Genomic DNA, 17,465 nt, shown 5'->3' with positions numbered 1-17,465 from the left:
CGTCCCGGCGTGGGGGAGAATTGAACGGATGACTTCCGTAACCCAGACCAGCCCGGCGAACCTCACGATCGGCCCGCTCACGCTCGACGTGCCCGTCGTTCTCGCGCCCATGGCAGGGATTACCAACACGGCGTTTCGTCGTCTGTGCCGTGAATACGGCGCAGGCCTCTATGTCAGCGAGATGATAACCTCCCGTGCGCTGGTCGAACGCACGCCGGAGTCGATGCGACTGATCAACCATCACGAGAGCGAAAAGACCCGCTCAATCCAGCTGTACGGCGTAGACCCGAAGACCGTCGCCGAGGCGGTCACCCTGCTTGTGGCCGAGGACCGGGCCGACCACATCGACCTCAACTTCGGCTGCCCGGTTCCCAAGGTCACCCGCAAGGGCGGCGGCGCCGCCCTGCCCTGGAAGCTCGGGCTCTTCCGTCAGATCGTCGAGGGTGCCGTCACCGCGGCCGGTGACGTGCCGGTTACCGTCAAGATGCGCAAGGGCATCGACTCCGATCATCTGACCTATCTGGAGGCCGGCAAGGCGGCCGAGGGCGCCGGTGTCGCGGCCATCGCCCTGCATGCCCGCACGGCCGCCGAGTACTACTCCGGCCAGGCCGACTGGTCCGCCATCGCGACCCTCAAGAAAACCGTCACCAGCGTGCCCGTGCTCGGCAACGGTGACATCTGGTCCGCCGAGGACGCCCTGCGCATGGTCGCGGAGACCGGCTGTGACGGCGTCGTCGTCGGGCGTGGCTGCCTGGGCCGCCCCTGGCTGTTTGGTGACCTCGCCGCGGCTTTCCGCGGCGGCGAGTTCGGCGCGGCGGCTGCCAGGATCCAGCCCAACCTGGGCCAGGTCGCCGACGCCTTCCGCCGCCACGCGGTGCTCTTGACCGAATTCTTCGAGAGCGAGGAGCGAGCCTGCCGGGACATCCGCAAGCATGTGGCCTGGTATTTCAAGGGCTACCCGGTCGGCGGCGACCTGCGGGCGAGCCTGGCCTCGGTCGTCTCGCTCGCGCAGCTCGACGATCTGCTGGGCACCCTCGACGGCGATCAGGACTACCCCGGCGAGGGCGCCGAGGGGCCCCGTGGTCGGGCCGGCAGCCCGAAGAAAACCTCACTTCCTGAACACTGGCTCGACTCCCAGGAGCTGGTGTCGGCGGAGCGCGCCAATCTGACCGAAGGTGAAGGGGACACAAGCGGTGGCTAATGAGACCGGATACAGCAGGCACGACGAGGAACGCTGGCTGCCTGAGGAGCACGGCTCCAGGCGCAGCGATTTCGCTCGCGACCGGGCCCGGCTTTTGCACTCGAGCGCTCTGCGCCGGTTGGCCGCGAAGACCCAGGTGCTGAGCCCGGCCGCCGGTCTCGATTTCGCGCGCAACCGACTCACCCATTCTCTCGAGGTCGCCCAGGTCGGGCGCGAACTCGCTCTGCGGCTGGGCCTCGACCCGGACATCGTCGACACCGCCTGCCTGGCGCACGACATCGGCCATCCGCCCTTCGGCCACAACGGCGAGAAGGCCCTCAACACCTGGTCCGCAGACATCGGCGGCTTCGAGGGTAACGCGCAGACGCTCCGCCTGCTCACCCGACTCGAACCCAAGGTCTTCGGCCGTCACGGCCGCAGCTATGGGCTCAATCTCACCCGGGCGAGCCTCGACGCGAGCTGCAAATATCCTTGGCCGGCCGACTCGTCGGTCGCCGATCCGAGCGGCCGCGCCAAGTACGGCTTCTACCCGGACGACAGGGAGGCCTTCGAGTGGATGCGCTCCGGCGCCGCGGAGCGCCGGCGCTGCATCGAGGCGCAGGTGATGGACCTCTCCGACGACATCGCGTATTCCGTGCACGACTTCGAGGACGCCGTCGTCAACGGCTACATCGACGTCGGCCAGCTCGGCAGCCGGACCAACCACGAGTCGCTTCTGGCCACGATGACCGAGTGGACCGGCGATGGTCTCTCCGAGGAGGACCTGGCCGACGCCTTCGACCGGCTGGACTCGCTCAACGCCTGGCTTGAGACCTGGTCGGGCAGCCGCCGCGACCAAGGCCTGCTGAAGAACTTGACCAGCCAGCTGATCGGCCGCTTCAGCGGTGCCGCCGTGCGCGCCACCCGCGACGCCAACCCGGGGGGCGACCTGATTCGGTTCGGCGCCCACGTGGTCGTGCCGCGGGAGGTCGAGGCGGAGATCGCCGTGCTCAAGGGCATCGTGGCGACCTTCGTGATGACGCGACAGACCCGCAAGCCCATCTATGTGGAGCAGAGGCAGGTGCTCACCCTGTTGGCGCGCACGCTGCACGCGACGGGGGACGAACACCTCGACGCGGGATACCGGGAGGACTGGCACGCAGCCGCCGACGCCGCAGCCCGCAAACGCGTCGTCGTCGACCAGGTCGCCAGCCTTACCGACCAGTCCGCGCTGGCCTGGTACGAACGCCTGGTAAAGCACTGACCCGCGCGAACAACAGCACGGACAGCACCGCACAGAACGACGACACTACACCGAACACCGACACGGGCAGGACTAACATTCAGCTATGGCAGGCCTGATTCGACAAAACGACATCGAAGAGGTCAAGTCCCGCACCAACATCGCCGACATCGTCGGCGACTACGTGAGTCTCAAGTCCGCCGGCGTGGGATCGATGAAGGGGCTGTGCCCCTTTCACGACGAGCGCAGCCCAAGCTTCCACGTGCGCCCACAGGTCGGTTTCTACCACTGCTTCGGTTGCGGCGAGAGCGGCGACGTCTACTCCTTTCTGCAGAAAATGGACCACGTCAGTTTCAGTGAGGCCGTCGAACGGCTCGCCGGCCGGGTCGGTATCGAGTTGCACTACGAGGGCGGCGCCGGCGAGGCTCCCGACCACACCAATCGGGCCCGCCTGTACGCCGCCAACCAGGCCGCGGCCGACTTCTTCGTGGAACGCCTCGGCAGCCCCGGCGCCCTGGTCGGGCGTACCTTCCTCGGCGAACGCGGCTTCGACTCCCTCGCGGCCGCCCGGTTCGGGGTCGGCTTCGCCCCGAAAAGCTGGGACGAGCTCACCAACCACCTGCGCGCCAGGGGGTTCTCCACCGAGGAACTCACGCTGTCCGGTCTCGTTTCCAGCGGCGACCGCGGCGTGTACGACCGGTTCCGCGGCCGCCTGGTCTGGCCGATCCGGGACATCACCGGGCAGACCATCGGCTTCGGGGCGCGTCGGCTCCTCGACGACGACAAGGGACCCAAATATCTGAATACCCCCGAAACGCCGATCTACCACAAGTCCCAGGTGCTCTACGGGCTTGACCTCGCCAAACGCGACATTTCCCGAGGCCACCAGGTCGTCGTCGTGGAGGGATACACCGACGTCATGGCCTGCCACCTTGCCGGGGTGACGACCGCGGTCGCCACCTGCGGCACATCCTTCGGGGTCGATCACATCAAGGTGCTGCGTCGCGTGCTCGGCGACGACAGCGGGGTCGGCGAGGTCGTGTTCACGTTCGATCCGGATGCCGCCGGCCAGAAGGCCGCCGTGCGCGCATTCAGCGAGGAGCAGCGTTTCTCCGCCCAGACGTACGTGGCCGTCGCGCCCGAGGGACTGGACCCGTGCGACCTGCGACTGCACCGCGGCGATGACGCCGTGCGCCGACTGATCGACTCGAAAAAGCCCATGTTCGAATTCATGATCCGGCAGTTGCTCGGCCAATACAACCTCGACACGGTGGAGGGTCGCGTCGCCGCGCTTCGCGCCGCGGCGCCGATCGTCGGCGACATCCGTGACCCGACCCTGCGACCCGGTTACACGCACGAGCTGGCGCGCATGCTCGGCATGGAGCTCGGCGAGGTCGGCAAGGCCGTCTCCGCCGCCCTGTCGCGCTCCCGGAGCATCGGTACGGCCACTCCGGGAGCTCGGCCGGGGGAGAACGAGCCGGTGCCCCGGGAGCAGCCGTTCTCCATGATCGACCTGGCGACCGACCCCGTCACCCGGCTGGAACGCGACGGCCTGATGGCCATGCTGCAGCGCCCTACCGTCGTCGGGGTGGATCTGATCCAGCGCGCCGCGGCCACGAACTTCGTGAACACCTCCCTGGCAGTGGTGCGCGACGCCATCGCGGCCACCGCGCCCCACCACGACGCCGTCGACTGGCTCGACCGCATCGTCGCCGAGGTCCCGGCCACGCTGGAAAACCTGGTCAAGGAGTTGGCGATGGCTTCCCTGCCCGAACGGTCCGAACGCGAAATCGGCCGCTACGTGCGCGACATCACCGTGGCCCTGATCGACCGGGACCTGCTTCGCCAGAAAGCCGAACTGCTCGGTCGGCTCCAGCGCGCGGATGCGACCAATCGCGACGTCTATGTGGCACTCCAGCGGGAGCTGGTGCGAGTCGAGGCCGAGCGCCGCAACCTCCGGGAGGATTAGACCGGGCTCGTCTCGCCCGGCTCCTCCTTGGTTGCAGCTCGATAAAGATGCATCGTATTGCGCCGGGACACCGCGCATTCTGTGCTATTTCTTTTCCTACAGCAATGCTGGCCGTGCACGATTCCTGCGCCCGGCATCGGTTTTCTAGAGGAAGAGGCTCACGGCTATGGCATTCTCATCCACTTCACGCGCGAGAGGGCTCAGTGCCGCCGCGGTTGTCGCGGTCGCCGCGTTGACCCTGGCGGGCTGCTCCGCCGGCGGAACCGACGACGAGACCAGCTCGGGTGGCGAAGCCATCACGATCGGCACGACCGACAAGATCACGTCGCTCGACCCGGCCGGTTCCTACGACAACGGCTCGTTCGCGGTGCAGAACCAGGTCTTCCCATTCTTGATGAACACGCCCTACGGCAGTCCGGACGTCGAGCCCGACATCGCCACGGCCGCCGCGTTCACCAGCCCCAACGAGTACACGGTCACCCTCAAGCCCGGTCTGAAGTGGGCCAACGGCAACGAACTCACCTCCTCCGACGTCAAGTTCACCTTCGACCGCCAGCTGGCGATCGCGGACGACAACGGCCCCTCCTCGCTGCTCTACAACCTGGACAGCGTCGCGGCCCCCGATGACACCACGGTTGTCTTCACCCTCAAGCAGGCGGACGACCAGATCTTCCCGCAGATCCTGTCCAGCCCGGCTGGCCCCATCGTCGACGAGGACACCTTCTCGGCCACGAAGCTCACGCCGGACCAGGACATCGTCGACGCCAACGCGTTCGCCGGCCAGTACGTCATCACCAGCTACGACTTCAACAACCTGGTCGGCTACAAGGCCAACCCGGACTACGAGGGTCTCCTGGGCGCGGCCAAGACCGACGTCGTCAACGTGAAGTACTACGCCGACGCCTCCAATCTGAAGCTCGAAGTGCAGCAGGGTGATATCGACGTGGCGTTCCGTAGCCTGTCGGCCACCGACATCGAGGACCTGCGCGGCAACGATAAGGTCAAGGTCGTCGACGGACCCGGCGGCGAACTCCGCTACATCGTCTTCAACTTCGACACCCAGCCGTTCGGCGCCAAGACCGCCGAGGCCGACCCGGCCAAGGCCCTTGCCGTGCGCCAGGCCGTGGCCGACCTGGTCGACCGCGACGAAATCGCCGAGCAGGTCTACAAGGGCACGTACACCCCGGTGTACTCCTACGTTCCCGCCGGACTGACCGGTGCCACCGAGTCCCTCAAGGGCCTCTACGGCGACGGTGAGGGTGCCCCCGACGTCGACAAGGCCGCGGCAACCCTCAAGGCCGCCGGCGTGACCGGTCCGGTAAAGCTCAACCTCCAGTACAGTAACGACCACTACGGCCCGTCGTCCGGCGACGAGTACGCCCTGGTCAAAGACCAGCTGGAAGCCTCGGGCCTCTTCACCGTCGACCTGCAGACCACCGAGTGGGTTCAGTACTCGAAGGACCGCACGACGGATGTCTACCCCATCTACCAGCTCGGTTGGTTCCCGGACTACTCTGACGCCGACAACTACCTGACCCCGTTCTTCCTCGAAGGCGGCTTCCTCAAGAACCACTACAGCGACACGGTGGTCGACGCCCTGATCCTGAAGCAGGCCGTCACCGCCGATCCCGCCGAGCGCACGAAGCTGATCGAGGAGATCCAGGACAAGGTCGCCGCGCAGCTGTCGACCGTGCCGCTGCTCCAGGGCGCCCAGGTTGCCGTCACCGGCCCCGATGTGACCGGAACCAGCGACACGCTCGACGCGTCGTTCAAGTTCCGTTACGCGGCACTGGTCAAAGGTTAGTTCGTCAACCGGTTAGCATTTTCTAATTTGAAACCCGGGGGCATCCAGCCGCTTGCGCGCTGGGTGCCCCCGTCACGTTCTAATCGCACAGTCCTATCGTTAGGCAGGAATGACCACTGTGACCACGCGCCCCCCGTCGCCCCGCGCGACGGGACGCAAGAAACGTCCCGCAACTGACGGCGGGATCGGCCGGTACATCCTGATCCGTTTTCTGCTGATCTTTCCCACCATCTTCATCCTCGTGTCCATGGTCTTCTGGCTGATGCGCACGACCGGTGACCCGATCACGGCCGCTCTCGGCGGGCGTCTCGGGCCCGAACAGCTGGCCGAGCGCATCCAGGCCGCCGGCTACGACCGGCCCATCTTCGTGCAGTACATCGAGTACCTGGGCCAGGTGTTCACCGGCAACTTCGGCACGACCATCAGCACCAACCGTCCCGTCTCCGAGATCCTGGTCACCTATGGGCTGGCCACGTTCGAGCTCGTGTTCTACGCCCTCGTCGTCGCGTTCATCGTCGGGATTCCCCTGGGCATGGTCGCCGCCTATTGGCGGGACAAATCCGCGGACGCCTTCCTCCGGGTTTTCGCGATCCTCTGCTACGCCACGCCGGTGTTCTTCTCCGGGCTGTTGTTCAAACTCGTCTTCGCCGTCTACCTCGACGTGCTTCCCGTCTCCGGGCGGGCCTCGACCGGTTCCGAGCTGCAGATGCAGCTGTTGCCGAACCAGACCGGCCTGTACACGATCGACGCCATCCTGACCGGGGACCCGACCGTGCTCGGGGACGTTCTCGAGCATGCCGTGCTCCCCGCGCTGACGCTCGGGCTGCTCACTGCGGGGGTCTTCCTCCGCCTCGTGCGCACCAACGTGATCGGAACCCTCGGCACCGATTACGTCGACGCCGCTCGCTCGCGTGGGGTGAGCGAGTTCCGCCTGGTGCGGAAGCACGCCTACCGGCCGGCCCTGATCCCGATCATCACCGTGATCGGCCTCCAGATCGCCCTGCTGCTCGGCGGCGCCGTGCTGACCGAGACCACCTTCGAATGGAAGGGCCTGGGCTTCATGCTCTCCGAGTTCCTCAAGGCCCGGGACTTCGTGGCCGTGCAGGGGATCGTCGCCCTGCTCGCCGTGATCGTCGCCCTCTCCAACTTCGTCGTCGATATCATCGCCGCACTGATCGACCCGAGAGTGAGGTACTGAGATGAGTGACGCCACCGTGATCTCCGCCCGGCAGAAGCGCAGCGTCTGGTCCCGCCTCCCCGTCGTGCACCAGCTCAGGCAGAGCATCGGACTCCAGCGCGGGATGCTGGTCGCCGGCCTGGTGATCACCACTCTCTTTGTGCTGACCGCCATTTTCGCCCCCGTGCTCGCGCCCTACGGCTTCAGCCAACTGCGCGACGCCGACGGCGCCTTCGGAGCCCAGCAGCCGCCCGGGGGCGCGCATCCGCTGGGCACCACCGTCAGCGGCTACGACGTGCTCTCCCGGGTGCTGTGGGGTGCCCAGACCGCCCTGTTCGTGATCATTGTGGCCGTCCTGCTGTCGATCTTCGCCGGGGTGTTCCTCGGACTGGTGTCGGGCTATTTCGGCGGCTGGCTCGACCGGATCCTGGTGGTCGTCTCCGACGCCGTCTACGCGTTCCCATCGCTGCTTCTCGCCATCGTGATGTCGATCGTCATCTCCGGGGGCAAGTCCAACCTGATCGGCGGTGTGCTGGCGGCGGCGATCTCGATCACCGTGGTCTTCATCCCGCAGTACTTCCGAGTGATCCGCGCCGAAACGGTGCGGATCAAGGCGGAGGCCTACGTGGAATCCGCACGCGTGCTGGGTGCCGGCAGCGGCCGGATCATGTTCCGGCACGTGTTCCGCAATGCCACCCGCACCCTTCCGCTGATCTTCACCCTGAACTCGTCGGAGGCCATCCTGACCCTCGCGGGCCTCGGCTTTCTCGGGTTCGGCATTGAACCGACGGCCGCCTCCGAGTGGGGCTACGACCTCAACAAGGCCCTCTCGGACGTCACCAGCGGCATCTGGTGGACGTCACTGTTCCCCGGCCTGGCCATCGTGCTCGTCGTGCTCGGCATTACGCTGGTCGGCGAAAGCCTCAACGACCTGGCCGATCCCCGCCTGCGCGGACGCCGCGCAGTCGGCCAGTCGGCCGGGATCGTCGCGCAGACCTCGGTCGTTCCCGGTGGCACCCTCGTCGCCGGCCCCGGCGGGCTCGGCGGACTGGAAGGCACCGCAACCCATCCCACCGAAGGACTCGAGGAGCGACCATGACCGACGTGCTCACCATCACCGATCTGGGCATTTCGTTCGCGACCGACGCCGGAGCCGTTCGGGCCGTTGACGGCGTCACCCTGCGGGTCGCTCCCGGCGAGGTCCTGGCCATCGTCGGCGAGAGCGGGAGCGGCAAGACCGTCACCGCCAAGACCATCCTCGGGCTGCTGCCGGAGACGGCGACCGCCTCCGGGGCCGTCATCCTCAGCAGCAAGGACGGCTCGAGCGAGAGCAACGTCATCGCGCTCAGCACAGCCCAGCTGCGGCAGGTTCGCGGCACCGACGTCTCCATGGTGTTCCAAGAACCCTCGACCGCGCTGAACCCCGTCTTCACGGTGGGTTGGCAAATCATGGAGGGCATCCGCGCGCACGGCCAGTTCAGTCGCAAGGAAGCCCGCAAGAAGGCCATCGAGATCCTCGGGCGGGTCGGTATCCCCGACGCGGAAACCCGCGTCGACTACTACCCGCACCAGTTCTCCGGCGGCCAGAAGCAGCGCGTCGTGATCGCCATGGCCCTGGTGCTCGACCCCGGCCTGATCGTCGCCGACGAGCCGACCACGGCGCTCGACGTGACCGTGCAGGCCGAGATCCTGGACTTACTGCGCCGCTGCCGCGATGAATTCGGCACGGCGATCGTGCTCATCACCCACAACATGGGCGTGGTCGCAGACCTCGCCGACCGGGTTGCGGTGATGTACCAGGGCAAGGTCGTCGAAGAGGCGGATGCCCAAACCCTCTTCCGCTCGCCGCAGAACGACTACACGAAGAAGCTGCTCGCCGCCGTGCCTCACGTGGGCCAGGGGGTCGTGCACGCCGCCGCCCGTGCCACGGCCCGCGCGGCCGACTGGGAGCAGCAGGCGCCGGTCGTTGTCGCCGACCAGCTCCGAATCGAATACCCCGGCCGGCTCGGCCGGTCCGGTTTCACCGCCGTCGACGGCGTGAGCTTCCTGATCCGGCCCGGTGAGGTTCTCGGTCTGGTGGGGGAGAGCGGTTCTGGCAAGACCACGATCGGGCGGGCCATCGCCGGCCTGACCCGGGTGACCGGTGGCTCTCTGACCGTGATGGGCCACGAGATGAACGGGTTCAAGGAGCGTGCGTTCCGGAAGTTCCGCAGCGACATCGGGTTCGTCTTCCAAGACCCGGCGTCGAGTTTCAACCCGCTGCTGACCATCGCCGACTGCGTCGCTGAACCGCTGGTGGTGCACGGTCGGGCGAAGAACGCCGCCCACGCTCGCCCGCGGGTCAACGAGCTCCTCGAGGCCGTGCAGCTGCCGCGTGCCCACGGCGACCGTTACCCGCACGAGCTGAGCGGCGGCCAGCGCCAGCGCGCGAGCCTGGCGCGGGCGCTCGCCCTGGAGCCGCCACTGCTGATCGCCGACGAGCCCACCAGCGCTCTCGACGTCTCCGTGCAGGCGCGGGTGCTGGAGCTGTTCGCCGAACTCCAGCGGGAGTTCGGCTTTGCCGCGCTGTTCATCAGTCATGACCTGGCTGTCGTCGACCTCGTTGCGGACCGGATCGCGGTGCTGTACCGAGGAAAACTGGTCGAGGAGGGCACCAGCGCCGAGGTTCTCGGTGCACCCAAGGATCCCTACACCCAGCGGCTCCTGGCCTCCTTGCCCGTGCCGGACCCGGCCGAGCAGGCCCTGCGCCGGGAGGGACTGCGCCGGCTGCGTGAGGCAGGATAGACACATGATCCGCGGCGCCGCACCGACAAGTCCGACCAGTCCGATCTCCACCAGTGACCTGACGGTCGAGTACCCGCCCCACGGTGCCAGCGGCGCATTCACGGCCGTGCGTGGCCTTACCGTGCGGGTCGGGGCCGGCGAGGTGCTCGGACTTCTCGGGCAGAGCGGTTCGGGCAAGAGCACGCTGGCCCGGGTTCTGTCGGGCGCCGCGTTCAGCCACGGCGGCGGAGGCACCGGCGACGTTCGACCAGAGATCACCGGGGGAGAGGCGACGGTGCTCGGGTACCGGCTCCGCGGCATCCGTCGGCGCAAGCTGGCCCGGCTCACCTTCGGGGTGGGGCACCTCGCCCAGGATGCCGCCGACACGCTGCCCTCGACTCTGACGGTGGCGGAGATCGTGGCCGAGCCCGTGCTCGACCGAGACCGGCGCTACGACCGGCACATCCTCGACGAGCAAGTGGCGACCATGGTCGACGCGGTGCGGCTTCCGTTGTCGGTGCTCACCAAATTCCCCTACGAGCTGAGCAATGGTCAGCGTCAGCGGGTGGCGCTGGCTCGGGCGCTGGTATTCGGGCCGTCGGTCCTGATCGCGGACGAGCCGACGGCCGGCGTCGATGCCACCGTCCGCGACGCCGTGGTCGACCTGATCGGCGAGCTGCAGCGCGAGCGGGCCTTCTCGGCGCTGGTGATCAGTTCCGATCTCAGCGTGCTTCGCCGGGTCGCAGACCGAATCGCCGTGCTGCACCAGGGCGTGCTGGTGGGGCTGGGCACGATCGACGAGGTGTTCGACGACCCGTGGCATCCGTATGTCGCCGGCCTGGCTGCGGCTCTGATGGGGGAGGCGCCGGACGAGGAGAACGACGACGACAACTACGATTACGAGAGTGAATCCGACGAACATGTCATCGAAAACTGAATCCGTGCAACACCAGGCCGTTCTCACCGACGAGGTCACGCCCCTTCCGGCGCACCGACGACCGGCCCCCGGTCCGATCACCATCCTGCCGCGGCCGGAACCGGCCTTCTCCCGGGCGGTCGAGGCTGCCGGGGGAACCGTGACGGAGCTCTCCGGCGAGACCCGCGGACTGATCTGGCTGGACTACGGCCGGGCCGACGAGCTGCGCGCCACCCTGCACGCGTATCCCGGCATCGGGTGGGTGCAGCTCCCCTGGGCGGGCGTCGACGCCTTCAGTGGGGTGCTTGCCGGCCTGGACCGCCCGGACCTTCTCTGGACCAGCGCGAAGGGCGCGTACGCGCAGCCCGTCGCCGAACACGCCCTGGCTCTCACCCTGGCGCTGTTGCGGGTGCTGCCGAAGCGCGCTCGGGCCGAGGGCTGGAGCACGCTGTCCGAGGGGCGCTCGCTCTACGGCCTCAACGTGACCATCATCGGCGCTGGTGGGATCGCCCGTGAGCTGATCCGCCTGCTCGCGCCGTTCGGCACCCACGTCACAGTGGTGCGCCGCAGCACCGAGCCGGTGCCCGGTGCGGCTCAGACGGTGGTGACGGACGCCCTCTCCGGCGTTCTCCAGACCAGCGACGTCGTCGTCGTGGCGGCTGCGCTCACGGGCGGCACCCGCCACCTGATCGGCCGGGCCGAACTCGAGCTGATGCGGCCCGAGACCGTGCTCGTCAACATCGCCCGCGGCCCGCTCGTCGACACGGACGCTCTGGTGGCAGCGCTGGCCGCAGGAACCATCGCCGGCGCGGCCCTCGACGTGACGGATCCGGAGCCGTTGCCGCAGGGGCATCCGCTCTGGGCCGAGGCGCGGTGCTTGATCACGCCGCATTCGGCCGACACGCCCGAGATGACCGCCCCGCTCCTGGCCGAGCGGATTCGCCTGAATGTGGGTGCCTTCCTTGCGGATGGGCGGTACGTCGGGGTCGTTGACCCTCAAATCGGCTACTGACGGTTGACGCCGATTTGGCAGATCACCAACTTTTGATAAAGTAACAGAGCTGTTCAAGCGACATTCCTCGATAGCTCAATTGGCAGAGCAGCGCACTGTTAATGCGCAGGTTCTTGGTTCGAGTCCAAGTCGGGGAGCGAAAGGCCACCAAGGGCTCCACCCCTGGTGGCCTTTTTTGTATCCCGTTCACTTCCGTGCGACGCGGTCGCAGAAAAGGCGGCATCCGTGGAGTCCTGGCTCACCGTGAGCACCGTTCTGGCCGTGCTCGTCGTCGGGCTGCTCGCCCTCTGGCTGGTCACCCTTGTCCGGGCCCGGCGCGTGGTCTTCGACCGCACGGCGGCCGAACGGCTACGCATTGACCTGCAACTGTCTCTTGCCGAACAACAGGGCCGGCTCGGCATCATCCGGGATCTTCAGGACGTGGCCGTGCTGTCCGTCGCGCGGCTGATCACCCGTGCCGAAGGTGCCCGCTACACGGCCGAGAGCGACCCGTCCAGCGCCGTGCGGGTGGCGACGGCATTGGTCGACGATGGCCGGGTGGCGCTGGCCGACATGCGCCGCGTGCTGACGATCGTGCGCGAGGGTGAATCTGTCTCCGCCGCCCAGCCGGGCCTGCAGTCGGCGAAGGACCTGTTCCGAGTCATGCGTGACGCGGGCGTCACCGTGGTCTTCACCGAGTCAGGCGAGCGGTTCCCGCTCAAGCCGGGCGCCGAGCTGGCCGTCATCCGTATCCTGCAGAGCGCGCTGGCCAACACCCTCACTCATGGAGGACGAGGCACGGAGGCTCGGGTCACGATCTCGTGGACTCAGGACGGGCTGCAGCTGCTGGTCGCGGATGACGGCATCCGTGCGGTGGCTCGCCGGGACAGTGCCGACGCCGCCGACTTCGCCGCGCGCACGAAGTACACGATCGACGACGACCTCAAGGCGCTGACTGCGAACGTAGCCGGGGCAGGCATCACCCAGATGCGCGAGCGCACCGCGATGTTCGGTGGCATCTTCAACGCCGGGACCGTGCCCGGCGTCGGGTTCACGGTCACGGCCATCTTCCCGTCATTGCGCTTCCACAACGGCATCCACGGAGTGGACCTCGACCGCGGCTGATTCTTTCGCCGGGCCAGCGGATCAGGCCGGGCCTACCTGGTCAATCTTCAAGGTTGTCGACGCCGGGCATCCAGCTGAGCCCGGGCGTGCCCCAGCCACGCTTGCGGGTCACCTTGAAGGCGATCTTGGCGTAGAAGTGCTCGAGGCGATCCACGTACAGGGTGCCGTCGAGGTGGTCGTACTCGTGCTGGAAGATGCGGGCCAGCCAGTCTTCGGCGTGAATCTCGAAGGGCTTCTGCTCAAGGTCCACCGCGCGCAGGCTGGCGGAGGGGGAGCGTAGCAGCGGGAAGCGTTCGCCCGGATAAGACAGGCAGCCCTCGACGTCCTCGTTCTCGTCGGCCTCGCCCGAGGGAACCGGGGTGATCCACAGTTCCGGGTTGATGGCCGCGCCACGCCACAGGTGGCCGTCGTCATCGAGGTAGTTGTAGGTGAAGAGCCGGAGCGGCACTCCCACCTGCGGCGCCGCCAGACCGACGCCGGGCGCGGCATCCATTGTCTCGAACATGTCCCGCACGAGTTCATGCAGATCATCGTCGAAATCAGTGACGGGAAGGGCGGGGAAGTGGAGAACGGGATCTCCTGAAATTGCTATCGAACGAACGGCCATTCTTCAAGGATAACGGGCCGGTTCTCGATAGGCTCGTTTGAGTGAACCCCGACCTGACCGACCTGGCTGCGGAAATCGCAATCAATCCACGTCAGGCAATAGGGATTCCACTCGCTCTGGTGGGTGCCGTATTCCTGTCGCTGGGAGCTCAATTCCAGCATCGCGGCGTCACGAAGGTCGAGGCCAAAACGGCTGAGGTCACCGGGGGACTCAACCCGCGCCAGTTGATGCTGCTGCTCGGTCGGCCTTCCTGGGTCTTCGGCACGATAATGCTCGGGCTGGCGATCGTTTTCCAGCTCTCCAGTCTGGCCTTCGCCCCCATCATCATGGTTCAACCGCTCGGCGCCGTCGCCCTCGTGATCACGTCCATCCTGAACTCCCGCATCACCCGGGTCCCCGTAAACCGCGCGTCGAAGATCGCGATCGCGATGTGCGTCGGCGGCGTGGCCCTTTTCGTCACAGTGGCCGCGTTCACCGCCGTGGACAAACCAGTCACCGACGGCAACCTGATCACGATCCTGATCGTGCTCGGCGTCGTGTTGTCCCTCTTCGGCGTCGCGTTCCTCAAGCTGCGTACCCAGTTCAAGGCGATGTTCTACATTGTCGGCGCCGGGGTGCTCTACGGGTTCGTCGCGACGCTGGCCAAGGTCGTCATCAACCGAACCCAGAACGGCAACTTCGAGTGGCTGACCCTGACCTGCGTCATCGGGCTTTTGCTGGCGGCGGTGCTCGGCGCCTACTTCGTGCAAAACGCTTACGCGTCCGGCCCGCCGGACCTGGTCATCGCCGGACTCACCGTGATCGATCCGCTGATCGCCGTCGGCATCGGCATCGTCGTTCTGGGCGAGATCGAACAGGCTCCGCCGTGGGCGGCTGTCGCCTTCCTCGTCGCGGGTGTCGTCGCCATCGTCGGGGTCTTCCTGTTGGCCCGGTATCACCCTCTCGCCGACGACTGACGGCGCTCCAAGCACTCCGTTGGGCGTCCGCGTGGGCGCGCCGCCCCCGGTATGGCTGTTGCAGCACCGGATTAGAATAGGGTTCTAGAAGACTTCGTCAGCGTACGCGCCGTCGAAAACATGATTTCTCGCCGGATGACGAACTCCGGCTCACTTACGTTGGGACATTGTCTTTTGTCAGATTTGACCGATTTGCCGAGCGAGTCGTGCCCCCGCGAGCCGGCGAAGAAGCCTCTCCGCATCCTGATCGCGGCGGACACCTTTGCCCCCGACGTGAACGGCGCGGCCCGGTTCGCCGAGCGTCTTGCCGCCGGGATGGTGGGCCGCGGGCACGAAGTGCACATCATGGCTCCAGCCGCGTCACGCAAGTTCGGCACGTGGACCGAGGTGCATGAAGGCCAGCCGATGGTCGTGCACCGTCTGCAGAGCTGGCGCTGGTACCCGCACGATTGGCTGCGGTACGCCCTGCCGTGGTTCATTCCGCGAGAGACGCGGAAAATCCTTGATACGGTCAAGCCGGATGTCGTCCATTTCCAGTCCCACATCAACGTGGGTCGTGCCGTCACGATCGAGGCAGCGAAGCGCGGCATCCGCATCATCGGCACGAACCACTTCATGCCAGAGAACATGCTGGAATTCACCCTTGTCCCAAAGGGCCTGCACGATCGCCTCATCAAGGCCGCCTGGCGGGCTGCGAGGCGTACCTACGGCCGGGCGGAAGCGGTCACCACACCGACCCTGCGAGCCGCCCAGTTCCTGGAGCGCTACACCGGCCTCGAGGGCGTGCTGGCGATCTCATGCGGCATCGACGCCCACAACTACTCGCCGACTTTCGCGCCACGCACCGAGAACCGCATCCTTTTCGTTGGCCGCGTGACCGGCGAGAAACAGATCGACGTGCTGCTGCAGGCCGTGGTCCTGCTCTCGCCCGACCTCAATGTGAAGGTGGAGATCGTCGGTGGCGGCGACCAGAAGCGCAACCTCGAACATCTGTCGCAGACGCTCGGACTCAGTGGTCGGGTCACGTTCACGGGTTATGTGACGGATGCCGAACTGGCGACCGCCTACACCCGCTCGACGGTGTTCGCGATGCCGTCGATCGCGGAGTTGCAGAGCATCGCGACTATGGAGGCGATGGCGTCTGGATTGCCGATCGTGGCCGCCAACGCCATGGCGCTCCCACACCTCGTGCACGATGGCCAGAACGGCTACCTGTTCGAGCCCGGAAACGCTCAGGACCTCGCCGACAAGCTCACGACAGTTCTGACGGCCGCACCCGACGACCTGAACGCGCTCAAAAACAGTTCCCTCCGGCTCATCGGTGTGCACGACATCAACCGCACCCTGAACACGTTTGAGTGCCTGTATCGCGGGGAACCGGTTATCGACGCGGTCACTTCCGACGCGGCCGCCCGCGGCGCGGAGTAGGCGGGCGAGCCCGCCTTTCGAGCCTGTATCGTTGAACCCGGTGATCAACCCGATCACCACAGAATCGGTCGCACACTCGTCAGAGCAGTTGCGTCGATTGGGGCGGTAGCTCAGCTGGTTAGAGCAGCGGACTCATAATCCGTCGGTCCCGGGTTCAAGTCCCGGCCGCCCTACTTCAATATGCTGGTCAGAGGTCATATTTCTTTTTTCGTTTATTTCGTGTTTGAAGTCAGCTACCTAAGTCATTTCGTGGGCGTTTTTTCAATCCCCAAAGAATGACTGATGTCCGCGGAATCAGGCTCTGGAGAAGCTGCTTTCGGGCCTCATTCTTGATGAGTTTTTGGCTGGTAGAACACGGGAAGGCGGGAACGGTGATCGTTCCCGCTGCGGGGCTGCGCGACAACGACCTCATTCCCGGATCGTCGAATTCATCGTAGAGCAAGACGGCGACGTCCTCGAACTCCTGCTAAACGGACGCATCTGTTCCTCCAAGAGCACTGGGAACACGCGCTGCACGCAAGTACAGATTCCGGTGGGCGGTCGATGATGATGATCAGCCGGGCGGAGTTCTCGACGCCGGCCCTAGTAGTCAGTTCAAGTGTGATGCCACTTCGCCCCAAACCGGCTTCTTCGATCCTCATAGGAATAGACGACGCTGAGTGGACCTGGGATCCCAGCGTTCCTCATCGGAGGGAACAACGACGTCCTGCAGAGGCCGTCGATCGTTGATCGTTGTGCGTCGAGAGCGTCCTTCGTGGACGACCAGTCCATGGCCTCTAGGTACGTGTACTCGTAGAACACAACTGAATAAACTCCAGCCGGCAGCCCGCGGTCGCCTGTGGATTCCTCCAATGATCCGCTGATGCTCACTTCGGAGTACAGCCCCGGAAACTGGCCCCTAAACTGCGGGATGGTTGCCCTCTCCGCCTCGACCTAGGCAAGCAACGCCTCCGCGTTCTCGACTTGCGCGTCGTCAGCCTGTGCGGTGCGCTGCTCGGCGTACGAACCAGAGCCCGAAGGCACGGAAGCCGACGAGCACGCGGTGGGTTTGTCGGCTGGTTTATTGATCCATGCCGTCTCGGGAATGGACAGGATCTTTGGTGCCTGATTGGTGCTGAATCGCTCGGGGAAGCGTTTCCGTGCCGGGTCACGTCCCGCTGAGTGGTGGAATTTCTCGACACCATGCAGGTCAGTAGTTTAGGCGGCGGCGAGTTCGGGGAGGATCACCGCCTCGTCGAGGACCTCGATGGGGTTGTTCATGGTGGCCAGCTCGAGCATTGATGCTTCGGAGAAGTAGCGGCGTTCG

General features: G+C 66.2%; 13 protein-coding genes and 2 tRNA genes. 14 read left to right on the top strand and 1 reads right to left on the bottom strand.

The window, feature by feature from the left end:
* The first annotated feature begins 28 nt into the window (after positions 1-28).
* The 11 genes from dusB to E3O47_RS01425 all read left to right on the top strand — a co-directional run bounded on the left by dusB (position 29) and on the right by E3O47_RS01425 (position 13,168).
* Positions 29-1,201, top strand: a complete 1,173-nt coding sequence (gene dusB / locus E3O47_RS01475) for a tRNA dihydrouridine synthase DusB (RefSeq protein WP_104099986.1) — start codon at positions 29-31, stop codon at positions 1,199-1,201.
* Positions 1,194-2,444 carry a deoxyguanosinetriphosphate triphosphohydrolase gene (locus E3O47_RS01470; protein ID WP_174721875.1) on the top strand — a complete coding sequence of 417 codons (1,251 nt, stop codon included), beginning with the start codon at positions 1,194-1,196 and terminating at the stop codon, positions 2,442-2,444. Before dusB ends, E3O47_RS01470 begins: the two co-directional genes overlap by 8 nt.
* 85 nt (positions 2,445-2,529) lie before the next feature.
* Complete coding sequence (gene dnaG, locus E3O47_RS01465) at positions 2,530-4,392, top strand: DNA primase (RefSeq protein ID WP_134415239.1); 1,863 nt, start codon at positions 2,530-2,532, stop codon at positions 4,390-4,392.
* Between the two features lie 166 nt (positions 4,393-4,558).
* On the top strand, positions 4,559-6,196 hold the full coding sequence (locus E3O47_RS01460; protein ID WP_134343379.1) for an ABC transporter substrate-binding protein: 1,638 nt from the start codon (positions 4,559-4,561) through the stop codon (positions 6,194-6,196).
* Positions 6,197-6,314: 118 nt separating this feature from the next.
* Positions 6,315-7,394 carry an ABC transporter permease gene (locus E3O47_RS01455; RefSeq protein WP_233194008.1) on the top strand — a complete coding sequence of 360 codons (1,080 nt, stop codon included), beginning with the start codon at positions 6,315-6,317 and terminating at the stop codon, positions 7,392-7,394.
* Position 7,395: 1 nt separating this feature from the next.
* Positions 7,396-8,472: an ABC transporter permease gene (locus tag E3O47_RS01450; RefSeq protein ID WP_134419369.1), complete on the top strand. Its 1,077-nt coding sequence runs from the start codon at positions 7,396-7,398 to the stop codon at positions 8,470-8,472.
* The gene (locus tag E3O47_RS01445; protein WP_134419367.1) at positions 8,469-10,157 is read left to right on the top strand and encodes an ABC transporter ATP-binding protein; all 1,689 of its coding nucleotides are present in this window, start codon (positions 8,469-8,471) and stop codon (positions 10,155-10,157) included. Before E3O47_RS01450 ends, E3O47_RS01445 begins: the two co-directional genes overlap by 4 nt.
* A gap of 4 nt (positions 10,158-10,161) precedes the next feature.
* Positions 10,162-11,073, top strand: coding sequence for an ATP-binding cassette domain-containing protein (locus E3O47_RS01440; protein ID WP_134419366.1), 912 nt, complete (start codon positions 10,162-10,164; stop codon positions 11,071-11,073).
* On the top strand, positions 11,057-12,064 hold the full coding sequence (locus tag E3O47_RS01435) for a D-isomer specific 2-hydroxyacid dehydrogenase family protein (RefSeq protein ID WP_104099978.1): 1,008 nt from the start codon (positions 11,057-11,059) through the stop codon (positions 12,062-12,064). Before E3O47_RS01440 ends, E3O47_RS01435 begins: the two co-directional genes overlap by 17 nt.
* Before the next feature lie 64 nt (positions 12,065-12,128).
* Positions 12,129-12,201 (top strand) — tRNA-Asn (locus E3O47_RS01430).
* Positions 12,202-12,289: 88 nt separating this feature from the next.
* A complete protein-coding gene (locus tag E3O47_RS01425) occupies positions 12,290-13,168 on the top strand; it encodes an ATP-binding protein (RefSeq protein ID WP_134419365.1) in 879 nt (292 codons plus the stop codon).
* A gap of 40 nt (positions 13,169-13,208) precedes the next feature.
* Here the strand turns inward: E3O47_RS01425 and def are convergent, their stop codons facing one another.
* Complete coding sequence (gene def / locus E3O47_RS01420; protein WP_104099976.1) at positions 13,209-13,775, bottom strand: peptide deformylase; 567 nt, start codon at positions 13,773-13,775, stop codon at positions 13,209-13,211.
* 41 nt (positions 13,776-13,816) lie between these two features.
* Between def and E3O47_RS01415 the strand changes: the two genes are divergently transcribed.
* The 3 genes from E3O47_RS01415 (at position 13,817) to E3O47_RS01405 (ending at position 16,332) form a co-directional block, all read left to right on the top strand.
* Positions 13,817-14,731, top strand: a complete 915-nt coding sequence (locus E3O47_RS01415) for a DMT family transporter (RefSeq protein ID WP_104099975.1) — start codon at positions 13,817-13,819, stop codon at positions 14,729-14,731.
* A gap of 192 nt (positions 14,732-14,923) precedes the next feature.
* Entirely contained in the window at positions 14,924-16,159 is a 1,236-nt protein-coding gene (locus E3O47_RS01410; protein WP_241980907.1) for a glycosyltransferase, read from the top strand.
* A gap of 99 nt (positions 16,160-16,258) precedes the next feature.
* Positions 16,259-16,332, top strand: a tRNA-Ile gene (locus E3O47_RS01405).
* The last annotated feature ends 1,133 nt before the right edge of the window (positions 16,333-17,465 follow it).

This window comes from Cryobacterium sp. TMT2-17-1 (assembly GCF_004402765.1).
Classification (GTDB): Bacteria; Actinomycetota; Actinomycetes; order Actinomycetales; family Microbacteriaceae; genus Cryobacterium; species Cryobacterium sandaracinum.
This window is presented reverse-complemented; position numbering and strand designations above follow the sequence as displayed.